This window comes from Salinispora pacifica CNR114 (genome assembly GCF_000514775.1).
Classification (GTDB): domain Bacteria; phylum Actinomycetota; class Actinomycetes; order Mycobacteriales; family Micromonosporaceae; genus Micromonospora; species Micromonospora pacifica.
This window is the reverse complement of the sequence record NZ_AZWO01000005.1, coordinates 40,496-59,276: the sequence shown is the minus strand read 5'-3', so window position 1 is coordinate 59,276 and position 18,781 is coordinate 40,496. Positions and strand designations below refer to the sequence as shown.

12 protein-coding genes are annotated in these 18,781 nt (G+C 70.0%); 4 read left to right on the top strand and 8 right to left on the bottom strand.

Translation table 11 applies throughout. The features are described from left to right. The first annotated feature begins 33 nt into the window (after positions 1–33). A complete protein-coding gene (locus B118_RS0103780) occupies positions 34–1,818 on the top strand; it encodes an RCC1 domain-containing protein (RefSeq protein WP_028192392.1) in 1,785 nt (594 codons plus the stop codon). A 66-nt stretch (positions 1,819–1,884) separates the two neighbouring features. Here B118_RS0103780 and B118_RS0103775 read toward each other — a convergent pair whose 3' ends face one another. From B118_RS0103775 to B118_RS0103750, 6 genes are all read right to left on the bottom strand, one after another. After that, a complete protein-coding gene (locus B118_RS0103775; protein ID WP_018220830.1) occupies positions 1,885–2,610 on the bottom strand; it encodes a DUF7158 domain-containing protein in 726 nt (241 codons plus the stop codon). After that, positions 2,607–6,803 (bottom strand): glycoside hydrolase family 38 N-terminal domain-containing protein, encoded by a 4,197-nt coding sequence (locus B118_RS0103770; RefSeq protein ID WP_027657652.1) that lies wholly within the window; start codon positions 6,801–6,803, stop codon positions 2,607–2,609. The genes B118_RS0103775 and B118_RS0103770 overlap by 4 nt, the downstream gene beginning before the upstream one ends. A 69-nt stretch (positions 6,804–6,872) precedes the next feature. Continuing rightward, complete coding sequence (locus B118_RS0103765; protein WP_018220832.1) at positions 6,873–9,296, bottom strand: endo-beta-N-acetylglucosaminidase; 2,424 nt, start codon at positions 9,294–9,296, stop codon at positions 6,873–6,875. A 50-nt stretch (positions 9,297–9,346) separates the two neighbouring features. After that, positions 9,347–10,261, bottom strand: a complete 915-nt coding sequence (locus tag B118_RS0103760) for a carbohydrate ABC transporter permease (RefSeq protein ID WP_018220833.1) — start codon at positions 10,259–10,261, stop codon at positions 9,347–9,349. A 2-nt stretch (positions 10,262–10,263) separates the two neighbouring features. Continuing rightward, a complete protein-coding gene (locus B118_RS0103755; protein ID WP_018810664.1) occupies positions 10,264–11,136 on the bottom strand; it encodes a carbohydrate ABC transporter permease in 873 nt (290 codons plus the stop codon). A 164-nt stretch (positions 11,137–11,300) separates the two neighbouring features. Beyond that, positions 11,301–12,581, bottom strand: coding sequence for an ABC transporter substrate-binding protein (locus B118_RS0103750; RefSeq protein ID WP_028192391.1), 1,281 nt, complete (start codon positions 12,579–12,581; stop codon positions 11,301–11,303). Between the two features lie 193 nt (positions 12,582–12,774). On the opposite strand from B118_RS0103750, the gene B118_RS0103745 reads away from it, so the two are divergent. Further along, a complete protein-coding gene (locus B118_RS0103745) occupies positions 12,775–13,794 on the top strand; it encodes a LacI family DNA-binding transcriptional regulator (protein WP_026270547.1) in 1,020 nt (339 codons plus the stop codon). A 95-nt stretch (positions 13,795–13,889) separates the two neighbouring features. Further along, positions 13,890–15,122 carry a glycoside hydrolase 5 family protein gene (locus B118_RS0103740; protein WP_018220837.1) on the top strand — a complete coding sequence of 411 codons (1,233 nt, stop codon included), beginning with the start codon at positions 13,890–13,892 and terminating at the stop codon, positions 15,120–15,122. 73 nt (positions 15,123–15,195) lie between these two features. Here B118_RS0103740 and B118_RS0103735 read toward each other — a convergent pair whose 3' ends face one another. After that, positions 15,196–16,209, bottom strand: coding sequence for an SDR family oxidoreductase (locus B118_RS0103735; RefSeq protein WP_018220838.1), 1,014 nt, complete (start codon positions 16,207–16,209; stop codon positions 15,196–15,198). A gap of 182 nt (positions 16,210–16,391) precedes the next feature. Between B118_RS0103735 and B118_RS0103730 the strand changes: the two genes are divergently transcribed. Then, a complete protein-coding gene (locus B118_RS0103730; protein WP_018220839.1) occupies positions 16,392–18,179 on the top strand; it encodes a glycoside hydrolase family 15 protein in 1,788 nt (595 codons plus the stop codon). 165 nt (positions 18,180–18,344) lie between these two features. On the opposite strand, the gene B118_RS0103725 is transcribed toward B118_RS0103730, so the two are convergent. Further along, on the bottom strand, positions 18,345–18,749 hold the full coding sequence (locus B118_RS0103725) for a hypothetical protein (protein ID WP_028187994.1): 405 nt from the start codon (positions 18,747–18,749) through the stop codon (positions 18,345–18,347). Positions 18,750–18,781 lie beyond the last annotated feature (32 nt).

The window sequence follows — 18,781 nt, the reverse complement described above, 5'->3', positions numbered from 1 at the left end:
TAGCGGTCATTTGTCGGCTCGGAGGTATGCACGATGCAAGGAATCGGTCAACGGCTCGGCCGAGGCGTTGAAGGGCAACAGACGGGACGCACCGCCACCGGCTGGCTCTCCCTCGCGCTGGCCGTGACGGTCACGCAGGCGCTCGTCGTGTCGCCCGCGTTCGCGCAGCACAAGCCACCGACGGCCGCCGCCGTGACAGACACCGCCCTGTCCTGGGGTGAGAACAACCAGGGACAGCTGGGTGACGGGAACAACGACAACAGCAACGTACCGGTCGAGGTCAGCCTCCCCGCCGGCGCCCTGGTCACCGACATCGCCGGCGGCGGCTCCCACAGCCTGGCGTTGACCAACACCGGCACCCTGCTCGCCTGGGGCGACAACACCTCCGGTCAACTCGGCGACGGCACCACGACCAGCAGCAACACGCCCGTCACGGTAGACCTACCCACCGGAACCGAGGTTACCGCCATCGCCGCCGGCAACGCCCACAGTCTGGCGTTGGCCTCCAGTGGCGCCGTCTTCGCCTGGGGCAGCAACTCCCACGGTCAGCTCGGCGACGGGAGCACCGACAACACCAGCACACCCGTCACCGTCAACCTGCCCACGAACACCACGGCGACCGCCATCTCCGCCGGTGCCGTCCACAGCCTGTCGCTGACCTCCACTGGCAGCGCCTTCGCCTGGGGGGCGAACGACCAAGGCCAACTGGGCGACGAAAGCACCAACAACGCCAGCGAGCCGCGCAGTGTCGCGCTGGTGCCGGGCACCACGCTCACCGCGATCGCCGGCGGCCCGGCCCACAGCCTCGCGGTAACCTCCGGCAACGTCGCCCTCGCCTGGGGGGACAACTCCCAGGGGCAACTCGGTGACGGGACCAACGACGACGCCCTCGCGCCGGTCAACGTCGCCCTGGCACCGGGCACCGAGGTCACCGCCGTCGCCGCCGGCGCGCGCCACAGTGTGGCGTTGCTCGGCAACGGCACCGCCGCCACCTGGGGTAACAACTCCTCGGGCCAGCTGGGCAACGGGAACAACCTCAGCAGCGGCACCCCGGTCGAGGTCATCCTGCCCGCCGACACCACGCTCACCGCCATCGCCGCCAGCAACAGCAACCACACCGTGGCGCTGACCAACACCGAAACCGCCCTCGCCTGGGGCGACAACTCCTTCGGTCAACTCGGTGCCAATCTCACCACCAGCGGCGGGGTCGGCATCGCCAGCAGCAGCAACACCCCCGTTGCGGTCATCCTGCCCACCGGCACCACCCTGACCACCACCGCCGTCGGCAACAACCACAGCCTGGCCCTGCCCACGCTTCAGGCGACCTCCACCACGGACCTGCAGGTCTCGCCACCGGACCCGACCACGGATCAGGACGTCACCCTCACCGCCACCGTCACCTGCGACCCCGGACCCCCGACCGGCAGCATCACCTTCCGCAACAACACCGACCTCGCCACCGTGCCCCTGGACACCAACAACACCGCCACCCACACCCTCCGGCTCCCCGCCGGCACCCACACCATCACCGCCGACTACATCAGCGACACGGTCCTGTGCCCCAACAGTCAGTCCGAGGCCGTCATCGTCATCATCACCGACCCGACTGACCCCACGGACCCGACTGATCCCACGGACCCCACGGACCCGACTGACCCGACTGATCCGACCGATCCCACCGATCCGACCGATCCCGACCTACCCATCACCGGGGCCAGCCTGCCCAGCCTGCTCGCCACCGCCACCCTGCTCCTCCTCGTCGGCGCCAGCTTCATCTACCTCACCCGCCGGCGCCAGTCCAGCCAGCACCAGAAGTAGCGAGTAGCGCAAAGCCCGGCCGGGGTTGCTCGTCGCCGTCGGCGACGAGCAACCCCGGCCGGAGCGTCAGTGCCGGTGGTAGTTATCGGGCTGGTTCGGGTCGCCCGGGTGCTCCAGCCCCGACACCAGCCGAAGCCGGTGCGCGCGAGCGTGGTCGAGCCACCGGACAAAGGCGACCCGGCGCGCGGAGTCGTTGATCCGATCAGTCGGATCAGGAGCCGGATCGACCAACTCCCGGCGCCCCCGAAGCACCACCGTCCACGAGTCGACGGTGACCGTCTCCCCCGGCACGGCCGAACGCAGCGCCTCCGCCAACGCCGCCGGCAACGAGTCCGGGGACGCTTCGAAGTCGCCATCGGCGGAGGACAACTGCCACACGACCCCGGCCGACCGCGTAGCGGTCGCCGCACGATAGGCAGCGACCTGCTCCGCTGGCGCGGTGACCTCCGCGGTCAGCTCCGCATACAGAGCCCGGACCGCGGCACAGCCCTCGAACGCCGCCGCGGTGATGGATCCGAACTCGACGGCGGCCAGCTGATCCAACCGAACCAGTGGTGCATCCGTCACGTCGAGACCACGGGCCTCGGCCTCCGCGACGCAGAGCTGTTCGGTCAGGATCACCTGCGCCACCCAGCGGGTCAGCTGCCGGTCCTCCGCGCTCCCGGGCACCGGCAGTGCGGAGGACCGCAGCCCGCCGCGCAGGGCGGCGAGCCGGCGGTCGAGCTCCGTACGGTCCAATGGCCGTCCGTCGAGCCAGCCCAGCACCGACTCGTCGAGCTGCGCGGTGGTCATGGCTCCAGCACCAGTTCAACCGTCGGGGCGTACTGGCAACGGCCGAACCACATCACCTTCACCAGCGCCCAGAAGCGGCCTGGGTCGGCGTCCCGCGGGGGAACGACGTCGAAGGTGATCGTGTCGGACTCGCCGGCGGCCAACGCGACACCGCGGATCGGCTCGGCGATGGCGTCCCAGGTGCCCCAGGGCGAGACGAGCTGGAGCTCAGCCCGGATCTCCCCCCGGGTGCGGTTGTGCAGCGACACTCCGACGGTCGCCCGCCCGCCGGGAGCGACGGTGACCGAGGTGGTGGTGACGTCCACCGTGAGCCCGGTGTCGCGTCCCGTCTCGGCCGTCGTGCCCTGCATCGCGTCCGCGTCCTCCGGAATGTCTCCGGGCACCGGCAGCAGCGCGGGCAGCTCGCCGACCGCGACCGTGGCGACATCCTCGATCGTCTGTCCGAGGTGCTCGGTCCGCGCGGTGATGAAGTACAGCCCGGACTCCACCCCGGCCGGGGGCGTCACCGTGACGTCGAAGCGAAGCTGACCATCGGGGTCGAGCCGGTACGGGCGGCTACCCAGCGAAGCCGTCCACCCCTGCGGTACGAGGACATTGACGGTCCCCTCGACGGCCGCGTCCCGCAGGTGCGAGGCGAGCACCACGGAGACCTCGACCGGCTCGCTGACGGTCCGCAGCAGCCCCGGTGAGACACCCACGGAGACCGGCAGGTACCCCATCGGCGCCGGACCCCGGTTGTGCAACCAGTACCGGGAGTGCACCGGCTGGGCGATCTCGACCTCGGGGCCGAGCGGCTCCTCGCTGCGCGGGGCCGCGGCCGGCACACCGACGACCGTGGTGACCTGCGAACCCGCCAACTCAATCGAGTCCGCGAGCGGCGCACCACGACGTTCCAGCAGGTCGGCCTGGTGCTTGTCGGACAGGGCCAGCGCACCGGTCAGGGTCGCGGAGCGGCCGAGCCCGGTCGACTCCAGCAGCCGCAGGCTGACCGCGTCCGCCGGGTCCGAGGACGCGGCGGCGCCGTGCGCGATCGGGTTACCGGTGGGCTTGAGCGTGCCGATCAGCACCTCCCGGGCCGGCTCCACCCCCAGGTACGAGTGCGTGGCCGGCTTCGTTCCCGGGTGGTTCTCCACCACCCGGCCGTACAGCGGGTGGTTGAACTCCTGGCCCTGTGCGGGCAGCGTGAGCGCCCGCCAGTCGCCGTCGCCACTGGTCACCGCGTAGTTGAACTCGTGGGTCCAGTGCTGCAGCTGGAACGAAGCGCCGTCGGGCAGGGTCCGCTTCGGCGGGTCGATCCAGACCCCGGACGGCCAGCCGGTGCAGGAACGCATCAGCGACAGGTGCAGCGCTCCGGTCGGGTCGACGGCGAAGCCGGGCAGCCCGTAGGTGAGCATCGCGACGGTGTGGTTGACCAGCAGCTCCGAGGCCGGCACCGAACCCGGGCAGGGCGCCTGGATCTGGGCGTCCGCGACATCCTCGGTGAGCGCGGCGACGTCGGTGACCACGAGCGCCGGCAGCGCCCGCAGGTCCCGCAGGTCGGCGTTGGGCTGCCACACCTCGTGCAGCGGCTTCTCCGCGGGAATCCAGACCCGGCCGTGCTGCTCCAGCGCCTCGACGTACTCCGGGCCCGCCCGCTCCAACAGCTCCCGGGTGGCGTCGTTGTCCTGCGCCCCACCGATGAGAATGCGGAAGTCCGGCAGGTTCGAGTCGACGTCGAGCCAGCCGTACCGCGCCCAGTCAGCGCTGGCGGTCGTCACCGTGACACCGACCGCGGCCAGCGCGACGACCAGGTCGCGGGCGTCGGCCGCCTCGTCGAGCGTGGGCGTGACCACCTCGGCGACGCCGAGGGCGCGGTCCCCCAGCGGGGCACCGGCGGCGTCGGAGAGCGAGACCCGCGCGGTGGAGCCGAGCCCGAACCAGGTGTTGGCCGGGTTGTCCAGCGTCCAGGGCGCGGTTGCGGCGTCCACGTCCGGTAGCGCGAACCCCCGGCCGACCACCGCGGCAGCGACCTCGGAGACCGGCAGGGCACCGGGCAGGTCGACCGGGAACCGCACCCGGACCAGCCGGTCGGCGCCGGCGAAGTCGACGATGCGGGTACGGCAGTCCACCCGGCGCACCCCGTGCCAGAGCGTGATCGTCTGCTCGTAGCCGATCTCCTCCACGACGCCGGAGACCACCAGGCGGGTGCCGATCGGGCTGGTCTCGACGCGGACCGTCGCCCCCGCCGCCGCGCTACCCACGACCGGGCCCTTCGGGAGCAGGTGCCACGGGCCCTCGCCGAAGTCGGGGTGGGTCGGGTACTCCTCATAGATCCGCAGCTCGTTGCCGAGGTGGTCGGCGCGGATCAGTTCGCGGTCCGCGATCTTGTCGTAGATGCTGTCGAGCCCGCCACCGCGCTCGGCGTCGGCGGTGACCCGGTAGTAGGCGTTCTCGATCGCGGCACCGTCGGCGGGCGTCCAGGCCGGCTCGGCGCTGGAGACGCCCGGCAGCAGCCGCCAGGTCCGCCAGCCCAGGGCGGGGACGTCGGCGGCGTGGAAGCGCAGCGTGCCCCGGTCCACCACGGCCGGCACCTCGGCGCCGGTGTCGTCGATCACCCGGCCACCGTCGTGGCCCTCGGGAAGCCGGACCGACACCAGGTCGGAGCGGACGAAGGAGAGGGTGTTCGTGACGACGATCGGGGTTCCGGCACCGGTGGTGTCAACCGTCCCGACGAGCGCCTCCAACGACCGGTCCCGGACGGTGGCCGCCAGGTCGTACGCCTCCCGCCAGCCGGAGAGCAGGTCGATGTAGACCTGGTCGGACTCCGATCCGGTGATGGCGTCGTGGTGGGCGCCGTAGGCGAGCTGCCGCCAGACCTTGTCGAGCGCGGCGTCGGGGTACCGACCGAGCCCCTCCAGCGCGGCCAGCGTCGCCAGCTTCTCCGCGTCCACGGCGGCAACCTCGCCGGCCCGCTGCGCCTGCTTGGTGTCGATGTAGGAGACGTCCTTGCCCGTGTAGACCGGGTTCATGTCCCGCGTCTGTGGGCTGGGGCGGCGTCCGGCTTCGGCCAGCTCCGCGCGGACGGCGGCGAGGAAGTCCCGAGGGTTACCGCAGACGAAACGGGGCCAGACGTACTTCTCGGCCCACGAGCGGTGGATCTCGGTGACCCACTTGTTCGGCGGGGTGTAGTCGGTGCCCACCGGCAGCAGCAGGTTCTTCGTCGCGCCGACCGGCTTGAGGCGCTGGTACAGCTCGTAGACGGCCTTCTCGGCGCTCGCCAGATCCGGCGAGGAGTCCATCCACCAGCCGGCCGAGTAGTGGTGCGGCATGAAGTGGGTGAGGACACCGAGCCCCGACGGCGAGATCCACTCGAACTCGCTCGGGAACTGCATGACCGTCGCGTCGTTCTTGGCCTCGCGGAAGTTCTTCTGGATCGGCCCCCACTGGTGGAACGGGCCGCGGGCCCAGGCCGAACCGGTCAGCCCGGCGTCGGCGAGATAGCCCGGGAACTGCGGGTCGTGCCCGAACACGTCCAGCTGCCAGGCCGTCTGCGGATCCCCGCCGAGGATGTCCCGCTGGTAGCCGACACCGTAGATGATGTTCCGGATGGTGGTCTCGGCACCGGTGAGGTTGGTGTTGGGCTCGTTGTAGGTGCCGCCGATCAGCTCCACCTGGCCGCGCTCGATCAGCAGGCGCAGGTCCGCCCGACGCTCGGGATGCAGATCGAAGTACGGCTTCAGGTAGTCGATCTCGGCGAGAACGAAGGTGTACACCGGGTCGCGCAGGGCGAGGTCCATGTGCGCGTCCACCAGCGCGAAGCCGTTGCGCTCCCAGAGCGGCCGGGTGGTGGCGTCACCGGAGAGCAGCTCCCACGGCGAGGTGTACGCGGCCTGGGTGTTCCACCACACCGGGTCGTAGTGGAAGTGTGAGACGAGGAACATCGTCCAGCCCGGCTCGGCGACGACGACCGTTGCTTCCGCGGTCGCGTCGCCGGCCGTGACGGTTACCGGCAGCTGCCTGCCGGGGACTCGGTCGTCGATGTCCAGGGGGACCTCGACGACACCCGTGCCGGTCGCGTTACCGGAGACACCGGGCCCGGTAACGGTGACCGGACCGGGCGGGCCGTCAAGTGTCACGCGGAGCACCTGACGCGGGTTGTCCTCGGTACCGACGAACAGGTCGGTGGACTCGACGGCGGTAATCATGACCGACACGGGGTCATCCTTTCTTGTTGGTACGCCCACCAGCGCAAACAGGCTCACGTTGGGGGCAGGTGGGGAAGGCTACTCTCCCCAGGCCTCGAACTCGTAGATGCGGGTGGCGGGGTCGCCGCCCTGGGTCGGGGTGTTGACCACCAACCGCACGTACCGGGCGCTGACGCTCACCGGATGTGTCGTCAGCTCGGCGGTGTTGTCGGTGACGGTGACGGCCGTGGTCCACGGGTCCGAGGCCGTGGACCGTACCTCGATGGTGAAGTCGCGGGTGTTCCACGAGGCCGACTCACCGCCCGCGGCGGCGTGTGCGACGACGAACCGGTCGAGGGAACGAACCGAGCCCAGGTCAACTTCGAGCCACTGGTCGGCGGTCGTCGTGCACCACTTGTCGCTGTTCCCGCCGGAGACACTGCCGTTGACGGCTTTGGTGGGTCCTTCGGCAGCGGTGCACTGCCCGGACGCCGTCGCCGGCCGGTCGAGAGCCAGGTTCGTCGTGATCGGCCCCGTACCGGACCAGGTGACGGTCGTGGTCGCCGCGGTGGAGCGGCCGTACTCGGTCGACACCGCCTCGACCTCGATGACCGCACTGGTCTCGGCGCCAACCCGGTCGAGCCGCGGCACGAAGTACGCGTCGTTCGGCGTCGCGCCCAGGTGGGTACGGCTGCCGTCCGGGTTGCGGCGGAACACGTCGTAGTGATGCACCGACCCGCTGTCCGACGGGGTCCAGCCCAGCCGCAACGTCTTGCGGGTCGCCGAGACGTCGGTGCTGCCCAGCACGGTCAGCTCGGTCGGCGCGGCGGCGGTGTCCACGGCTCCGTCGTACACGGCGAGCTGGCCGACCTTGATGTCGTAGGACGGGACAACGGCCGGCGCCGACGCCCGCAGCCCGATCTGGGCGATGGTCTTACCGGCGTACGCGGACAGGTCGAGAACGCGACGCTCCCAGTCGGTACCGGCGGTCGACCCGAGGTCAAGAGTGGTGAAGGTGTTCGGGGCGTCGGTGAAGGCCACCGCCACGCTCAGGTGGGTCGCTCCGGCGGCCGGGGTCTTGACGACCGTCGACAGCTTGGTGTCCGCGTCGACCGGCAGGTCGGTCTGGTAGAGACGCACGGTGTTCGTCGCGTCCAGCCTGCCGTCGAGCCGCAGCGTCGAGCCGCCCTCGTAGGCATCGGTGAAGTCGAGCGACGGCGTCAGCTTCGTGCCGGTCGAGGAGACCAGCCACTGGTAGGTCGGCGGCACGTCCTGCATCGACAGGTTGTTCCAGCCTCCGGTACGCACCTGCTTCCCGGCGACGTGGTATGTCGAACCCTGCCCGGCGTTGAAGCTGGTCACAAAAGGCTTCTGGGTCACCGGCGTGGACTCGGCGACGTAGTTGGCGAGCCCCTTCCAGGGCGAGGAGGTTGTGGTGTTCGACGGGTCGCCGTTCGCGCCGACCCAGTAGCGGGAGTCGCGCGCCCGGAAGTCGGCCGGTCCACTCGACGACGTCCAGGTCCACTCCGGGCGGTAGATGCCCAGGGAGGTGACGTGCGACTCACCGGCGGGGAACAGGGCGTTCCAGTTGACGTTGGTCTGGTAGCCGTTGGCTTCGGTGTCGATGCCGGTGTACAGGTCGTACCCGCTCCGCCCGAGTGACTCGGCGCGGTCCCGGGACGAGGCCAGGCCGCCGGTGGACCACCAGAAGTTGAGGAACATCGAGTCCGACACCGGCGTCGGGCCGCCGAGGAACGAGTCGTTGGCGGTGGTGAGCGCGTTCTGCCAGGAGATGGCGCCGGATTCGGTCATCGCGTCGTACCACATGAACTCCACGCCCTTGTTCCGGCCGTAGGTCATCAGGTTGCGAAGTTCGGTGGCGAGGGCGGCGTCGCCGCCGGTCGTCTCCTGGTTGATGAACCAGCCCTCGAAGCCGTAGTACTCGGCTACCTCCGCGAGCTTGTCGGCGACCGGATAGGTCGAGCCCGACTTACGCACGAAGTCGTGCACCCATTCGAGCTTGCCGCCGTAGGCGACCGGCGGGAAGAAGACGGTGCCGTACACCTTGACGCCGTTGCGGTGCGCGGCGTCGATCACCGTGGGGTTCGGCGCCAGGATCAGGCCCTCGACGGCCGATCCGCCCCAGAAGACCAGGGTGTCGATGTACTGCCAGTGACCGAACGCGTAGTAGTCCTCTTCGAGCGAGCCCTGGGACGGGTTGTCCGATGTCGGGGCGAACGACACCAGCGACGCCACCTTGCCCTCGCCGGCCCGCGCGTTCGCGTTGGCCTTCAGCGTCGGGTCGGAGGCCCGCTGCTGGAGCGGAACCGTGGATCGGTTGAAGCGGGCGTCGGGGTCGGTGTCCGGGTCCCAGTCGAGGATCTCGTTCGGGAACCAGTACGAGGCGTACGGCTGACTGCCGTCCTGCGGGTTGGTGTTGGCTGCCGCGGTGGGGGCCGCGTTGAGGGTGCTGCCAGCCACGACTGTGGCACCAACCAGCAGGGACAGAAGCAGGCGTCGCATCCAGGATCACCTCCATTGGGGGTGGGGGGGGTGGGGGGTTGGGGCGAGGGTTACCCCTTGATCGCCCCCTCCTCGACGCCGCGGAAGAAGAACCGTTGCAGCGTCGCGAAGACAATGACGATCGGAATGAACGCGATCATCGTGCCGGCCGCGATGACCCGGGGGTTCGAGGTGAAGGCACCGCTGAGGTACTGCAGGCCGACGGTGAGGGTGTAGTTCTGCGGGTCGGTCAACACGATCAGCGGCCACAGGAAGTCGTCCCAGGCGCCGATGAACGCGAAGATCGTGATGACGCTGAGCATGCCCCGCACGTTGGGGAGTCCGACATGGATCAGCCGTTGCCAGGCCGACGCGCCGTCGATCACCGCCGCCTCGTCCATCTCGTCGGGGATCGCCATGAACGCCGCGCGCATCAACAGCACGTTCAACATGGCGACGGTGGTGGGCAGCGCCACACCGACCAACGTGTCGGCCAGACCGAGGCTGCGGACCGTCACGTACTGCGAAATGATCGTCACCTCGCCGGGCAGCACCAGGGTGCCGAGCACCAGTGCGAGGAACAGCGTCCGGCCTCGGAAGCGCAGCTTGGCGAGGGCGAACCCGGCCAGGGTGGCGCCCACGGCGTTACCGATGACCGCTATCGCCGCCACGATCAGCGAGTTCTTCGCGTACGACAGGACGGGGATCGTCTCGGCCACCCGCAGGTAGTTGTCGAACGTCGGATCGGAGGGAATGAACTGCGGCGTCGAGGTGTAGATGCTCTCGCCGGCACCCTTCAGGGAGGTGGACAGCTGCCACACGAACGGCCCGACGGTCACCACCAGCGCCAGCAGCAGCAGCGCGTACCGGAGCAGCTTCTCGCGCCGCCGCATGGTGCCGAAGCCCGAGCCCCGACGCCGTCGCTTCGGCGCGGAGGCCGGCGTCTTCGCCGGAGCGCCGGCGGGAGGGGTGGTGAGCTGCGTCATGGCTAGGCCGCCTTCCGGTTCAGGCGCAGGAGGAGAAGCATGGGGCCGACAGTGATCACGAACAGCAACAGGCTGAGCGCCGAGGCGTAGCCGAGGTGTCCGGTGAAGCCCCGGCTGTACATCTGGATGAGCATGACCAGGGACATGGTCCGGCCGCCGGGCCCGCCGGTGCCGTTGGTGAGGACGAACAACTCGGTGAAGACCCGCAGCGCGGAGACGGTGACCAGGACGCTGACCAGCAACATCGTGGTGCGCACCCCGGGCACGGTGACCGACCAGAACCGGCGGATCGGACTGGCGCCGTCAACCGCGGCCGCCTCGTGCAGTTGGCGCGAAACGTTCCCCAACGCCGACAAGTAGATGATCATGTAGTAACCCAGCCCCTTCCACACGGTGAGGCTGATCGCGCTGAACAGCAGCAGCCAGCGCCCGCTGAGGAAGGGCAGCGGTTCGGTGAGGAAGCCGAGCTGTTGGGCCAGCCCGTTGACCAGGCCGCGGTCCTCCAGCAACCAGGTCCAGATCAGCGCCACGACCACCGCGGAGGCGATCACCGGGGTGTAGAAGGCGGTGCGAAAGAACGTGATGCCCGGCAGCTTCTTCTCCAACAGCACCGCGAGCAGCAGCGGCAGGAAGAGCAACAGGGGTAGGCAGACCAGCATGTAGACGATGCTGTTCACCAGCGCATAGATGAGTTGATCATCATTGAGCATGCGCTCGAAGTTGGCCACTCCAGTGAAGCTTCCACCGCCGAGTGGCTTGGCGTTGGTGAACGCGAGGACCACGGTGTTGATCGCTGGCCAGAGGTTGAACACCAGCAGCCAGACGAGGGCAGGCCCGAGCAACAGCCAGGGGGTGAACCAACGCTGAGTTTTCATTACGTCCCGCTCTGCTTTTCCGGTGGGGTGGCGTGGCGATGCGGTGAGTCGCGCAACGACAGGTGATGGCAGTGGTGGCGCGGGCGGCGCCGGTGCTCGGCCGGCCGGGGTTCCGGTCCGGCCGAGCACCGCTGGTCAACGTGGGACCGGCCCGGCTCGGCCGATCAGTTGTTGAGCAGTTCGTTGCACTTCTCGACTGCCTTGTCCAGCGCCTCCTGGGAGGTGATCTCTCCGCTGATCGCGAGGGAGAACTGCTGATTGATGAAGTCGGTCATCGCCTGGTCGACGATGACTGGCTTCAACAGCTCCGCCTCGGCCAGCGAGGTGAAGGCGATCTTCTTCGCGTCCCCGGCGTTGGTGCCGTCGCTCTCGCTGAACTGCGGATCCTCAGCGGTGGCAACTGTACTCGGGAAGATGCCGGGCACGACCTCAGCGAAGGCCGCCTGGTTCTCCGCGTTGGTCACCCAACGGGCGAGGGCGACGGCCGCGGGCAGGTTGTCGCTGCCCTTGGCCACCGACAGCCCCTGGGTGTACAGCGGCGGGGTGCCGATCGCCGGTGACGCGACGATCTTCTCGGCCAGCGACGGGTTGTCGACCTTGATGGTGTTGATCGAGTTACCGCCACCGGTGGTCCAGGCGACCTGCTGCTTCTTGAACAGCTCCATGTTGCCGAGGTAGGCGTCGGTCAGCACGTTGCGGGGCAGGAGCCCTTCGGCGAACGCGTCCCGGTAGGTGTCGAGGACCGCCACGGCCTCGGGGGTGTTGAAGACGAATTCCTTGCCGTCCGAGGAGACGATGTCGACGCCGGCCTTGGTCAGGTCCTCGACGCTGGGCATCCGGCTCAGCAGGTGGACCTTGCCGTCGGACTCCTCCTTGACGATCCGGGCCTGGGCGACCAGTTCCTCGATCGTGGTCGGGAGCTTGGTCTCGTCCAACCCGTACTGGGACAGCAGCTCCGTGTTCCAGTAGTTCACGTCGGTGTTGAGGTACCACGGGTAGCCGTAGACCCCGGTCAGACCGGCGTACTCGTAGGAGGCGACGGCGCCCGCGACGTACTCCTCGCGGAGCTTGTCGTCGGCCTGGTCGACGTCGAGCAGCAGCCCCTGCTCGGCGAGCGGCAGGGCGAATTCCGGCGGAAGGTTCGTCACGTCGGGCAGCTCATCGCTGGCCGCCTGGCTGAGCACCTTCTCCGAGTAACCGTCACCGGGCTGGTCCAGCCACTTGACGGTCGTTCCCGGGTACTTCTCCTCGAACCCGTCGATAACACCCTGCACGTAGTCGGTGAACTTGGGCTTCAGGGCCCAGGTCTGCAGGGTCACAGTGCCTTTGATCTCGCCGGTGACATCGACCTGGTCGTCACTGGAGTCCGTGCCGGACAGCCCGCATCCCGCGAGCGCCGTTAGCACGGCCGACGACAGGGCAAGCCCGGCCAAGCGTGTTCGCATCTCTCTCTCCGCCCCTAACTTTTTATCAGCCGGCTACCCCCGTCGGATCGGGCGTGTCCGGTGCTCACAGGCGATCCGATGGCAATGATAAACCGGTCTAGTGGAGGGACTATCCCCCCGGTTAGAATCGCGTGTCAAGAGCGGCTACCGACCGTCGCTTCCCGGTAGCCGCGTGGAGGGAGAGCGTCGCCAGATGCAGCGACCGACAATCGCCGATATCGCCCGGCGGGCCGGGGTCTCCAAAGGCGCCGTCTCGTTCGCGCTCAACGGCCGGCCCGGCGTCAGCGAGGCCACCCGGGCGCGCATCCTCCGCGTGGCAGAGGAGATCAACTGGCGTCCGCACAGTGCGGCGCGGGCCCTCGGCGGAGCCCGAGCCAACGCCGTCGGGCTGGTGATCGCGCGCCCCGCGCGCACCCTCGGCGTGGAGCCCTTCTTCGCCCGCCTCCTCTCCGGCCTGCAGGCGGAGTTCTCCAGTCAGTCGATCGCGCTGCACCTGATGATCGTCGAGGACACCCAAGCGGAGATCGAGATCTACCGAAGCTGGGTCTCCGAACGCCGGGTGGACGGCCTGGTGCTGATCGACCTGAAGGTTCGTGACCCACGCATCGCCGTGGTGGAGCAGCTTAAGATCCCGGCCGTCGTGGTCGGCGGGCCGGGCCGACACGGGAGCGTCTCCTCGGTCTGGGCCGACGACCGAGCGGCGATGCTCTCGGCGGTGGAGTACCTCGCCGTGCTCGGCCACACCCGGATCGCCCACGTGTCGGGGCTACCCGAGTTTCAACACACCCAGCGCCGTTCCCGAGCACTGCGGGACGCCGCCACCCGGCTGGCACTCCCCCGCGCCCGGTCACTGCACACCGACTTCAGCGACGCCCAGGGCGCGGCGGCCACGCGCAAGCTGCTCGCCGGGGCCGGCCGCCCAACGGCGATCATCTACGACAGTGACCTGATGGCGGTCGCCGGGCTGGGCGTCGCACTGGAGATGGGGGTTCCCGTCCCACACGAGCTATCGATCATCTCCTTCGACGACTCGGTGTTGGCCCAGCTCACCCACCCCTCCCTCACCGCGCTGTCCCGCGACACCTACCGCTTCGGCGTGCAGGCGGCCCAGGCCATGATGGCGGTCCTGGCCAACCCCACGAAGACGAAGAACCACAAGACCGAGACGCCCCGGCTGATCGCGCGGGAGAGCACCTCGCCGACCCGCAACTAGCACTCCCGGGTCGATGCGTGTCGAGCGATACTCGTGGTGTGTAATAAATCGGTTTAGCGCCCTATCTGTGCCTGGCTAGCCACGTGGAGGACCTTTTGATCACCAATGCCCGTACGCAGAGCACCCGAAGGTTCCGCCTCGGCGCCAACTACGTACCGTCCGACGGCTGGTTCTACAGCTGGCTCGACTTCTCGGCTGACGCGGCCCGCCGCGACCTCGAAGACCTGGCGAGCATCGGCCTGGACCACGTACGCGTCTTCCCGATCTGGCCGTGGATCCAACCCAACCGCGCACTCCTCCGTCAACAGCCGATCGACGACCTGCTCTCGCTGATCGACGTGGCGGCGGAGTTCGACCTCGGGGTCTCGGTCGACCTGCTCCAGGGACATCTGTCCAGCTTCGACTTCCTACCCTCCTGGGTGCTCACCTGGCACCAGAGCAGCATCTTCACCGACCGGGCGGCACGCGACGGCATCAGCGAGTACGTCCGACGGCTCAGCACCGAGGTCGCGACGCGCCCCAACGTCTTCGCCATCACCCTCGGCAACGAGGTCAACAACCTCTGGCCGGCCAACCCCACCACCCCGGACGCCTCCCACCGGTGGGCGGCGGAGCTACTGGAGGTGGTCCGCACCGCGGCGCCCGACGTGCTCCGCCTGCACTCCGTCTTCGACGACGCGTGGTACGCCCCCGATCACCCCTTCCACCCCGCCGAGGCGGTCGAGCTGGGCGACCTGACCACAGTGCACTCCTGGGTGTTCAACGGCACCTCGCGCATCGATGGGCCGCTCGGGCCGGCCACCACATCACACGCCGACTACCTGCTGGAGCTCGCCGCCTCCAGCGCGCCGGACCCCACCCGCCCGGTGTGGCTGCAGGAGCTCGGGGTGCCCCGGCCGGACGTACCAGCGGAGCAGGCCGGCGAATTCGTCGCGCGCACCCTGGCGACGGTGGCCGGTAACCCGGCGCTGTGGGGCGTCACCTGGTGGTCCTCGCACGACATCGACCGTCGCCTCACCGACTTCCCGGACCGGGAATACGATCTGGGCCTGTTCACCGTGGACCACCGGCCGAAGCCGGCCGCGCGCGCCCTGGCCGAGTTCGCCCAGGACACCGCGGCCCACGCGGCAGCCCTGGCTCGACCGGCGCTGGTGGCGCCGATCAACCCGCTCCAGGAACCCGCACGGCGGGCGGAGGTCGCGCCCGGAAGCACGTTCCACCAGGACTGGGTGAAGGCCCGGCAACTCGAACCCACCGCGATCGTGACCCCGGACCGGGCGACCGACGAGGGCTACCTCGCCGCCCGCGGCCTCGGCCCGGTCCGCTAACCCGACCGACCGTCCCGGGTCGGGTCAGCGCCGGGGCGGCTGCGGCCGCCGGCGTTGACCCGGCCGCGGCCGCTCAGGTACGACGCCAGGCGAGCAGGCCGAAGAGCAACCCCGCCGCCCCCGCCACCGACACCATCCGGTGCCGGGACAGCCACGCCTGTGGACTGTGCCGCAGTGACCGGTCGGTGAACGCGCCGTGCGCACCGAAGTCGTGGCCGCCCGATCCATCGGCCGGCTGCCACAGGTTCACCGGCTGGTCCGGCCCGACGGGCTGGTCGGTCTGCTGCGAGTCGTAGCCCGTCCGGCCCAGGTAGCGATCCAGCAGCCCCGGCACCAGCCGGTTACCCAGGATGGTCAGGACGGTGGGCGTACCCACCCAGTACGCCCGCCGCCCCGGCCGGGCGGCAGCGGCGACGATGGTGCGGGCGGCGACCTCCGGCTCGTAGATCGGCGGCACCGGCTGGGCGTGCCGCGGCAGCCGGGACAGCAGCCACGAGAACTGTGGGGTGTTCATCGCCGGTAGGTGCACCATGGTGACCTTGACGTTGCTCTTGTCGTGCAGCAACTCACAACGGAGCGACTCGGTGAACCCGACGATGGCGTGCTTGGCCCCACAGTAGGCGGCCTGCAGCGGGATTCCTCGGTACGCCAGCGCCGATCCGACCTGCACGATGGCGCCCCGGTCCCGCGGGATCATGTGGTCCAGGGCCACCCGGGTGCCGTAGACGTAGCCGAGGTAGGCGACCTCGGTGGTCCGGCGGAACTCCTCGGGCCGAATCTGCTGGAAGGGCGCGAAGACCGAGCTGAACGCCACGTTGATCCACACGTCGATCGGCCCCAGTTCGTCCTCGATCCGCTGGCCGGCGGCGGCGACCTGGTGGTAGTCGGCCATGTCGACCTCGATCGGCACGGCGTGACCGCCGGCGGCGCGGACATCGTCGGCCGCGGCGTCGAGACCGGCACGACCGCGGGCCAACAGGGCGATCGTGACCCCCGGCCGCGCCAGCTGCCGTACGGTGGCCCGCCCGACCCCGCCGCTGGCACCCGTGACCACCGCCACCTGAATCTCCCGTAGCCCGTGCCCCATCCGCGCCACCTCCCGTAACGGGTTGACCTGCTCCGGTTCTACTCGCGTCAGCACGCTGTCTACCCGGGGCGTTACGAGTTAGTCGAGCGGCTGGCCGGCCGCCGCGGGTGGGAGCCGGCCAGCCGGCTGCCACGGGTGTCGGGGACCGCCGATCGGGTAACGGGGGGCGGGGAGGTGCTGCCGTGGCCCGCAACAAACGGACGAACAGCTCCGAAGCGCCCCACCTGGACTCACCGAACGTGCTCCGGGAGTACGCGCTACTCGCCGACGGGCAGCGGGCGGCGTTGGTCGGCCCGGACGGGAACATCGTCTGGCTCTGCGCCCCGCGGTGGGCCGACCCGCCGCTGTTCAGCAGCCTGCTCGGGGGCCGGGGCAGCTACCTGGTGACCCCCACGGACCGGCGCTTCGTCTGGGGCGGCCAGTACGAGCCCGACTCGCTGATCTGGATTAACAGATGGGTGACCACCGACGGAATCATCGAAACCCGGGAGGCCCTGGCCTTCCCTGGTGACGCCCACCGGGTGGTCCTGCTACGCCAGGTGCGCGCGGTGGACCAGGACGCGAAGGTCCGGGTACGGCTCGCCCCCCGGGCGAACTTCGGTCGAGAGCCGCTCCGCCAGGTACGGCAGGACGGGGGGCTGTGGCACGCCCGCTCCGGTGGCCTGCACCTCCGCCACAGCTGCGGCCACCCGCTCGAACCCAGCGCCGAGGGGCCGCTCGAAGGCGAGCTGCGGGTGCCCGCCGGTGGGCAGGTCGACCTGGTGCTGGAGATCGCCACCCAGCCCCTGGATGGGAAGCCACCCGATGCCTCGGAGCTGTGGCGGATCACCGAGAAGTCCTGGCAGGACGTGCTGCGCCCGCTGTCCCGCGGCACCGCGGGACGGGATGCGATCTTCGCCTACACGGTGCTGCGCGGGCTGACCCAGCCCGGCGGCGGGATGGTCGCCGCGGTGACCACGGGGCTGCCGGAGCGAGCGCTCGCCGGACGCAACTACGACTACCGGTACGCCTGGATCCGCGACCAGTCGTTCGCCGGACAGGCCGCCGCCCTGATCGGTCGGCACGAGCTCCTCGACGACGCGGTGCGGTTCCTCACCGACCGGGTCCTCGCCGACGGCGATCGGCTCGCTCCCGCCTACACCATCGATGGTGGTCCCGTACCGTCGGAAGAGGAGCTGACCTTCCTGCCCGGCTATCCGGGGGCCAGGGCCCGGACCGGCAACTGGGTTGGCGGGCAGTTCCAACTGGACGCCTACGGTGACGTGCTGCTGGTCCTGGCGGCCGCCGCCGAGCGGGGACGGCTGGAGGCCACCTCCTGGCAGGCGCTGACCGTCGCCGCCCAGGCCGTCGAGAAGTGCTGGCGGTCGCCCGACTCGGGCATCTGGGAGCTCCCGGCCCGGCAGTGGACTCACTCGAAGCTGACCTGTGTGGCCGGGCTGCGCGCGGCGGCCCGGATCGCGCCGGGCGGGCTGGCCAGCCGGTGGGCCTCCCTCGCCGACACGATTCTCGCCGACACCACGGCGCACGCTCTCCACCCCTCCGGGCGCTGGCAGCGCGCCTACGACGACCCCCGCGTCGACTCGGCGTTGCTGCTGCCGGGAATCCGCGGCGCGCTCCCCGAAGGTGACCCCCGGACCGAGGCGACCCGGCGGGCCGTGCTGAGCGAACTCCAGCAGGACGGCTACCTGTACCGGTTTCGACCCGACCGCCGTCCGCTGGGGGACGCCGAGGGGGCCTTCCTGCTCTGCGGTTTCGCCGCGGCGCTCGCCGAGTGGCAGGCCGGCGACGCCGTCGCCGCGAACCGGTGGTTCGAACGCAACCGGGCGGGGTGCGGCCCACCGGGACTCTTCACCGAGGAGTTGGACGTGGCGCAGCGGCAGCTACGGGGCAACCTACCGCAGGCCTTCGTGCACGCGCTGATGCTCGAAACCGCCGTACGCCTCGGCCACGCCGCTCCCTGCGCCGACTGATGCGGTGACCACCAACATTCGTGATGCGGTGACCACCAACGTTCGCGGTGCGCCGCACGGAGTTCACCGGGGGTACGCCGCTGGACGAGCTCAGCTGTCCAGCCGCACGGTGACCCAGACCCGGCCCCGATCGTCGCGGGCGGAAACCGCGTGACCCCGTCCGCGTCACCGTCGGCCGCGGGCACCCGCCCGACTCGCGGCGACACCGTCGTGGATGGTCCACCCGGTGGTAATGGCGACGTCAGTCAACGCGACCCGACGCCGTCGACGATCAGCGATGAGCGCCACCGCGGTCAGCGCGTGCAGCCCGTCGGCGACCGCACCGAGCCGGAACGCCTCCGGCGTCGGCCACCGGAGCAGCACCGCGGCCTGCACCAGGTGCCGGATTCCGAGCACCCGCAGGATCGCCGACGGGGTCGAACCCGGATCGCCGCCCATCACCCGCAGCACCCGGTCGGGTGCGGCCAGGAGCAGCCCGCCCCAGACCAACCGGGTCAGCTCCCCCACCGCCGCGGTCGGGGTCAGCTCCCCCCGCCCCGTGATCCGGGCTGGTGCCTGTTTCGCCACCATCGTTGCCGCCCTCCATCCGATGCCGAACCCGC

What these genes read in the sequence shown, in the direction of transcription:
- B118_RS0103780 (WP_028192392.1), top strand. Translation starts at nt 34, where the DNA reads ATGCAAGGAATCGGTCAACGGCTCGGCCGAGGCGTTGAAGGGCAACAG.
- B118_RS0103775 (WP_018220830.1), bottom strand. Translation starts at nt 2,610, where the DNA reads ATGACCACCGCGCAGCTCGACGAGTCGGTGCTGGGCTGGCTCGACGGA.
- B118_RS0103765 (WP_018220832.1), bottom strand. Translation starts at nt 9,296, where the DNA reads ATGCGACGCCTGCTTCTGTCCCTGCTGGTTGGTGCCACAGTCGTGGCT.
- B118_RS0103760 (WP_018220833.1), bottom strand. Translation starts at nt 10,261, where the DNA reads ATGACGCAGCTCACCACCCCTCCCGCCGGCGCTCCGGCGAAGACGCCG.
- B118_RS0103755 (WP_018810664.1), bottom strand. Translation starts at nt 11,136, where the DNA reads ATGAAAACTCAGCGTTGGTTCACCCCCTGGCTGTTGCTCGGGCCTGCC.
- B118_RS0103750 (WP_028192391.1), bottom strand. Translation starts at nt 12,581, where the DNA reads ATGCGAACACGCTTGGCCGGGCTTGCCCTGTCGTCGGCCGTGCTAACG.
- B118_RS0103745 (WP_026270547.1), top strand. Translation starts at nt 12,775, where the DNA reads ATGCAGCGACCGACAATCGCCGATATCGCCCGGCGGGCCGGGGTCTCC.
- B118_RS0103735 (WP_018220838.1), bottom strand. Translation starts at nt 16,209, where the DNA reads ATGGGGCACGGGCTACGGGAGATTCAGGTGGCGGTGGTCACGGGTGCC.
- B118_RS0103725 (WP_028187994.1), bottom strand. Translation starts at nt 18,749, where the DNA reads ATGGTGGCGAAACAGGCACCAGCCCGGATCACGGGGCGGGGGGAGCTG.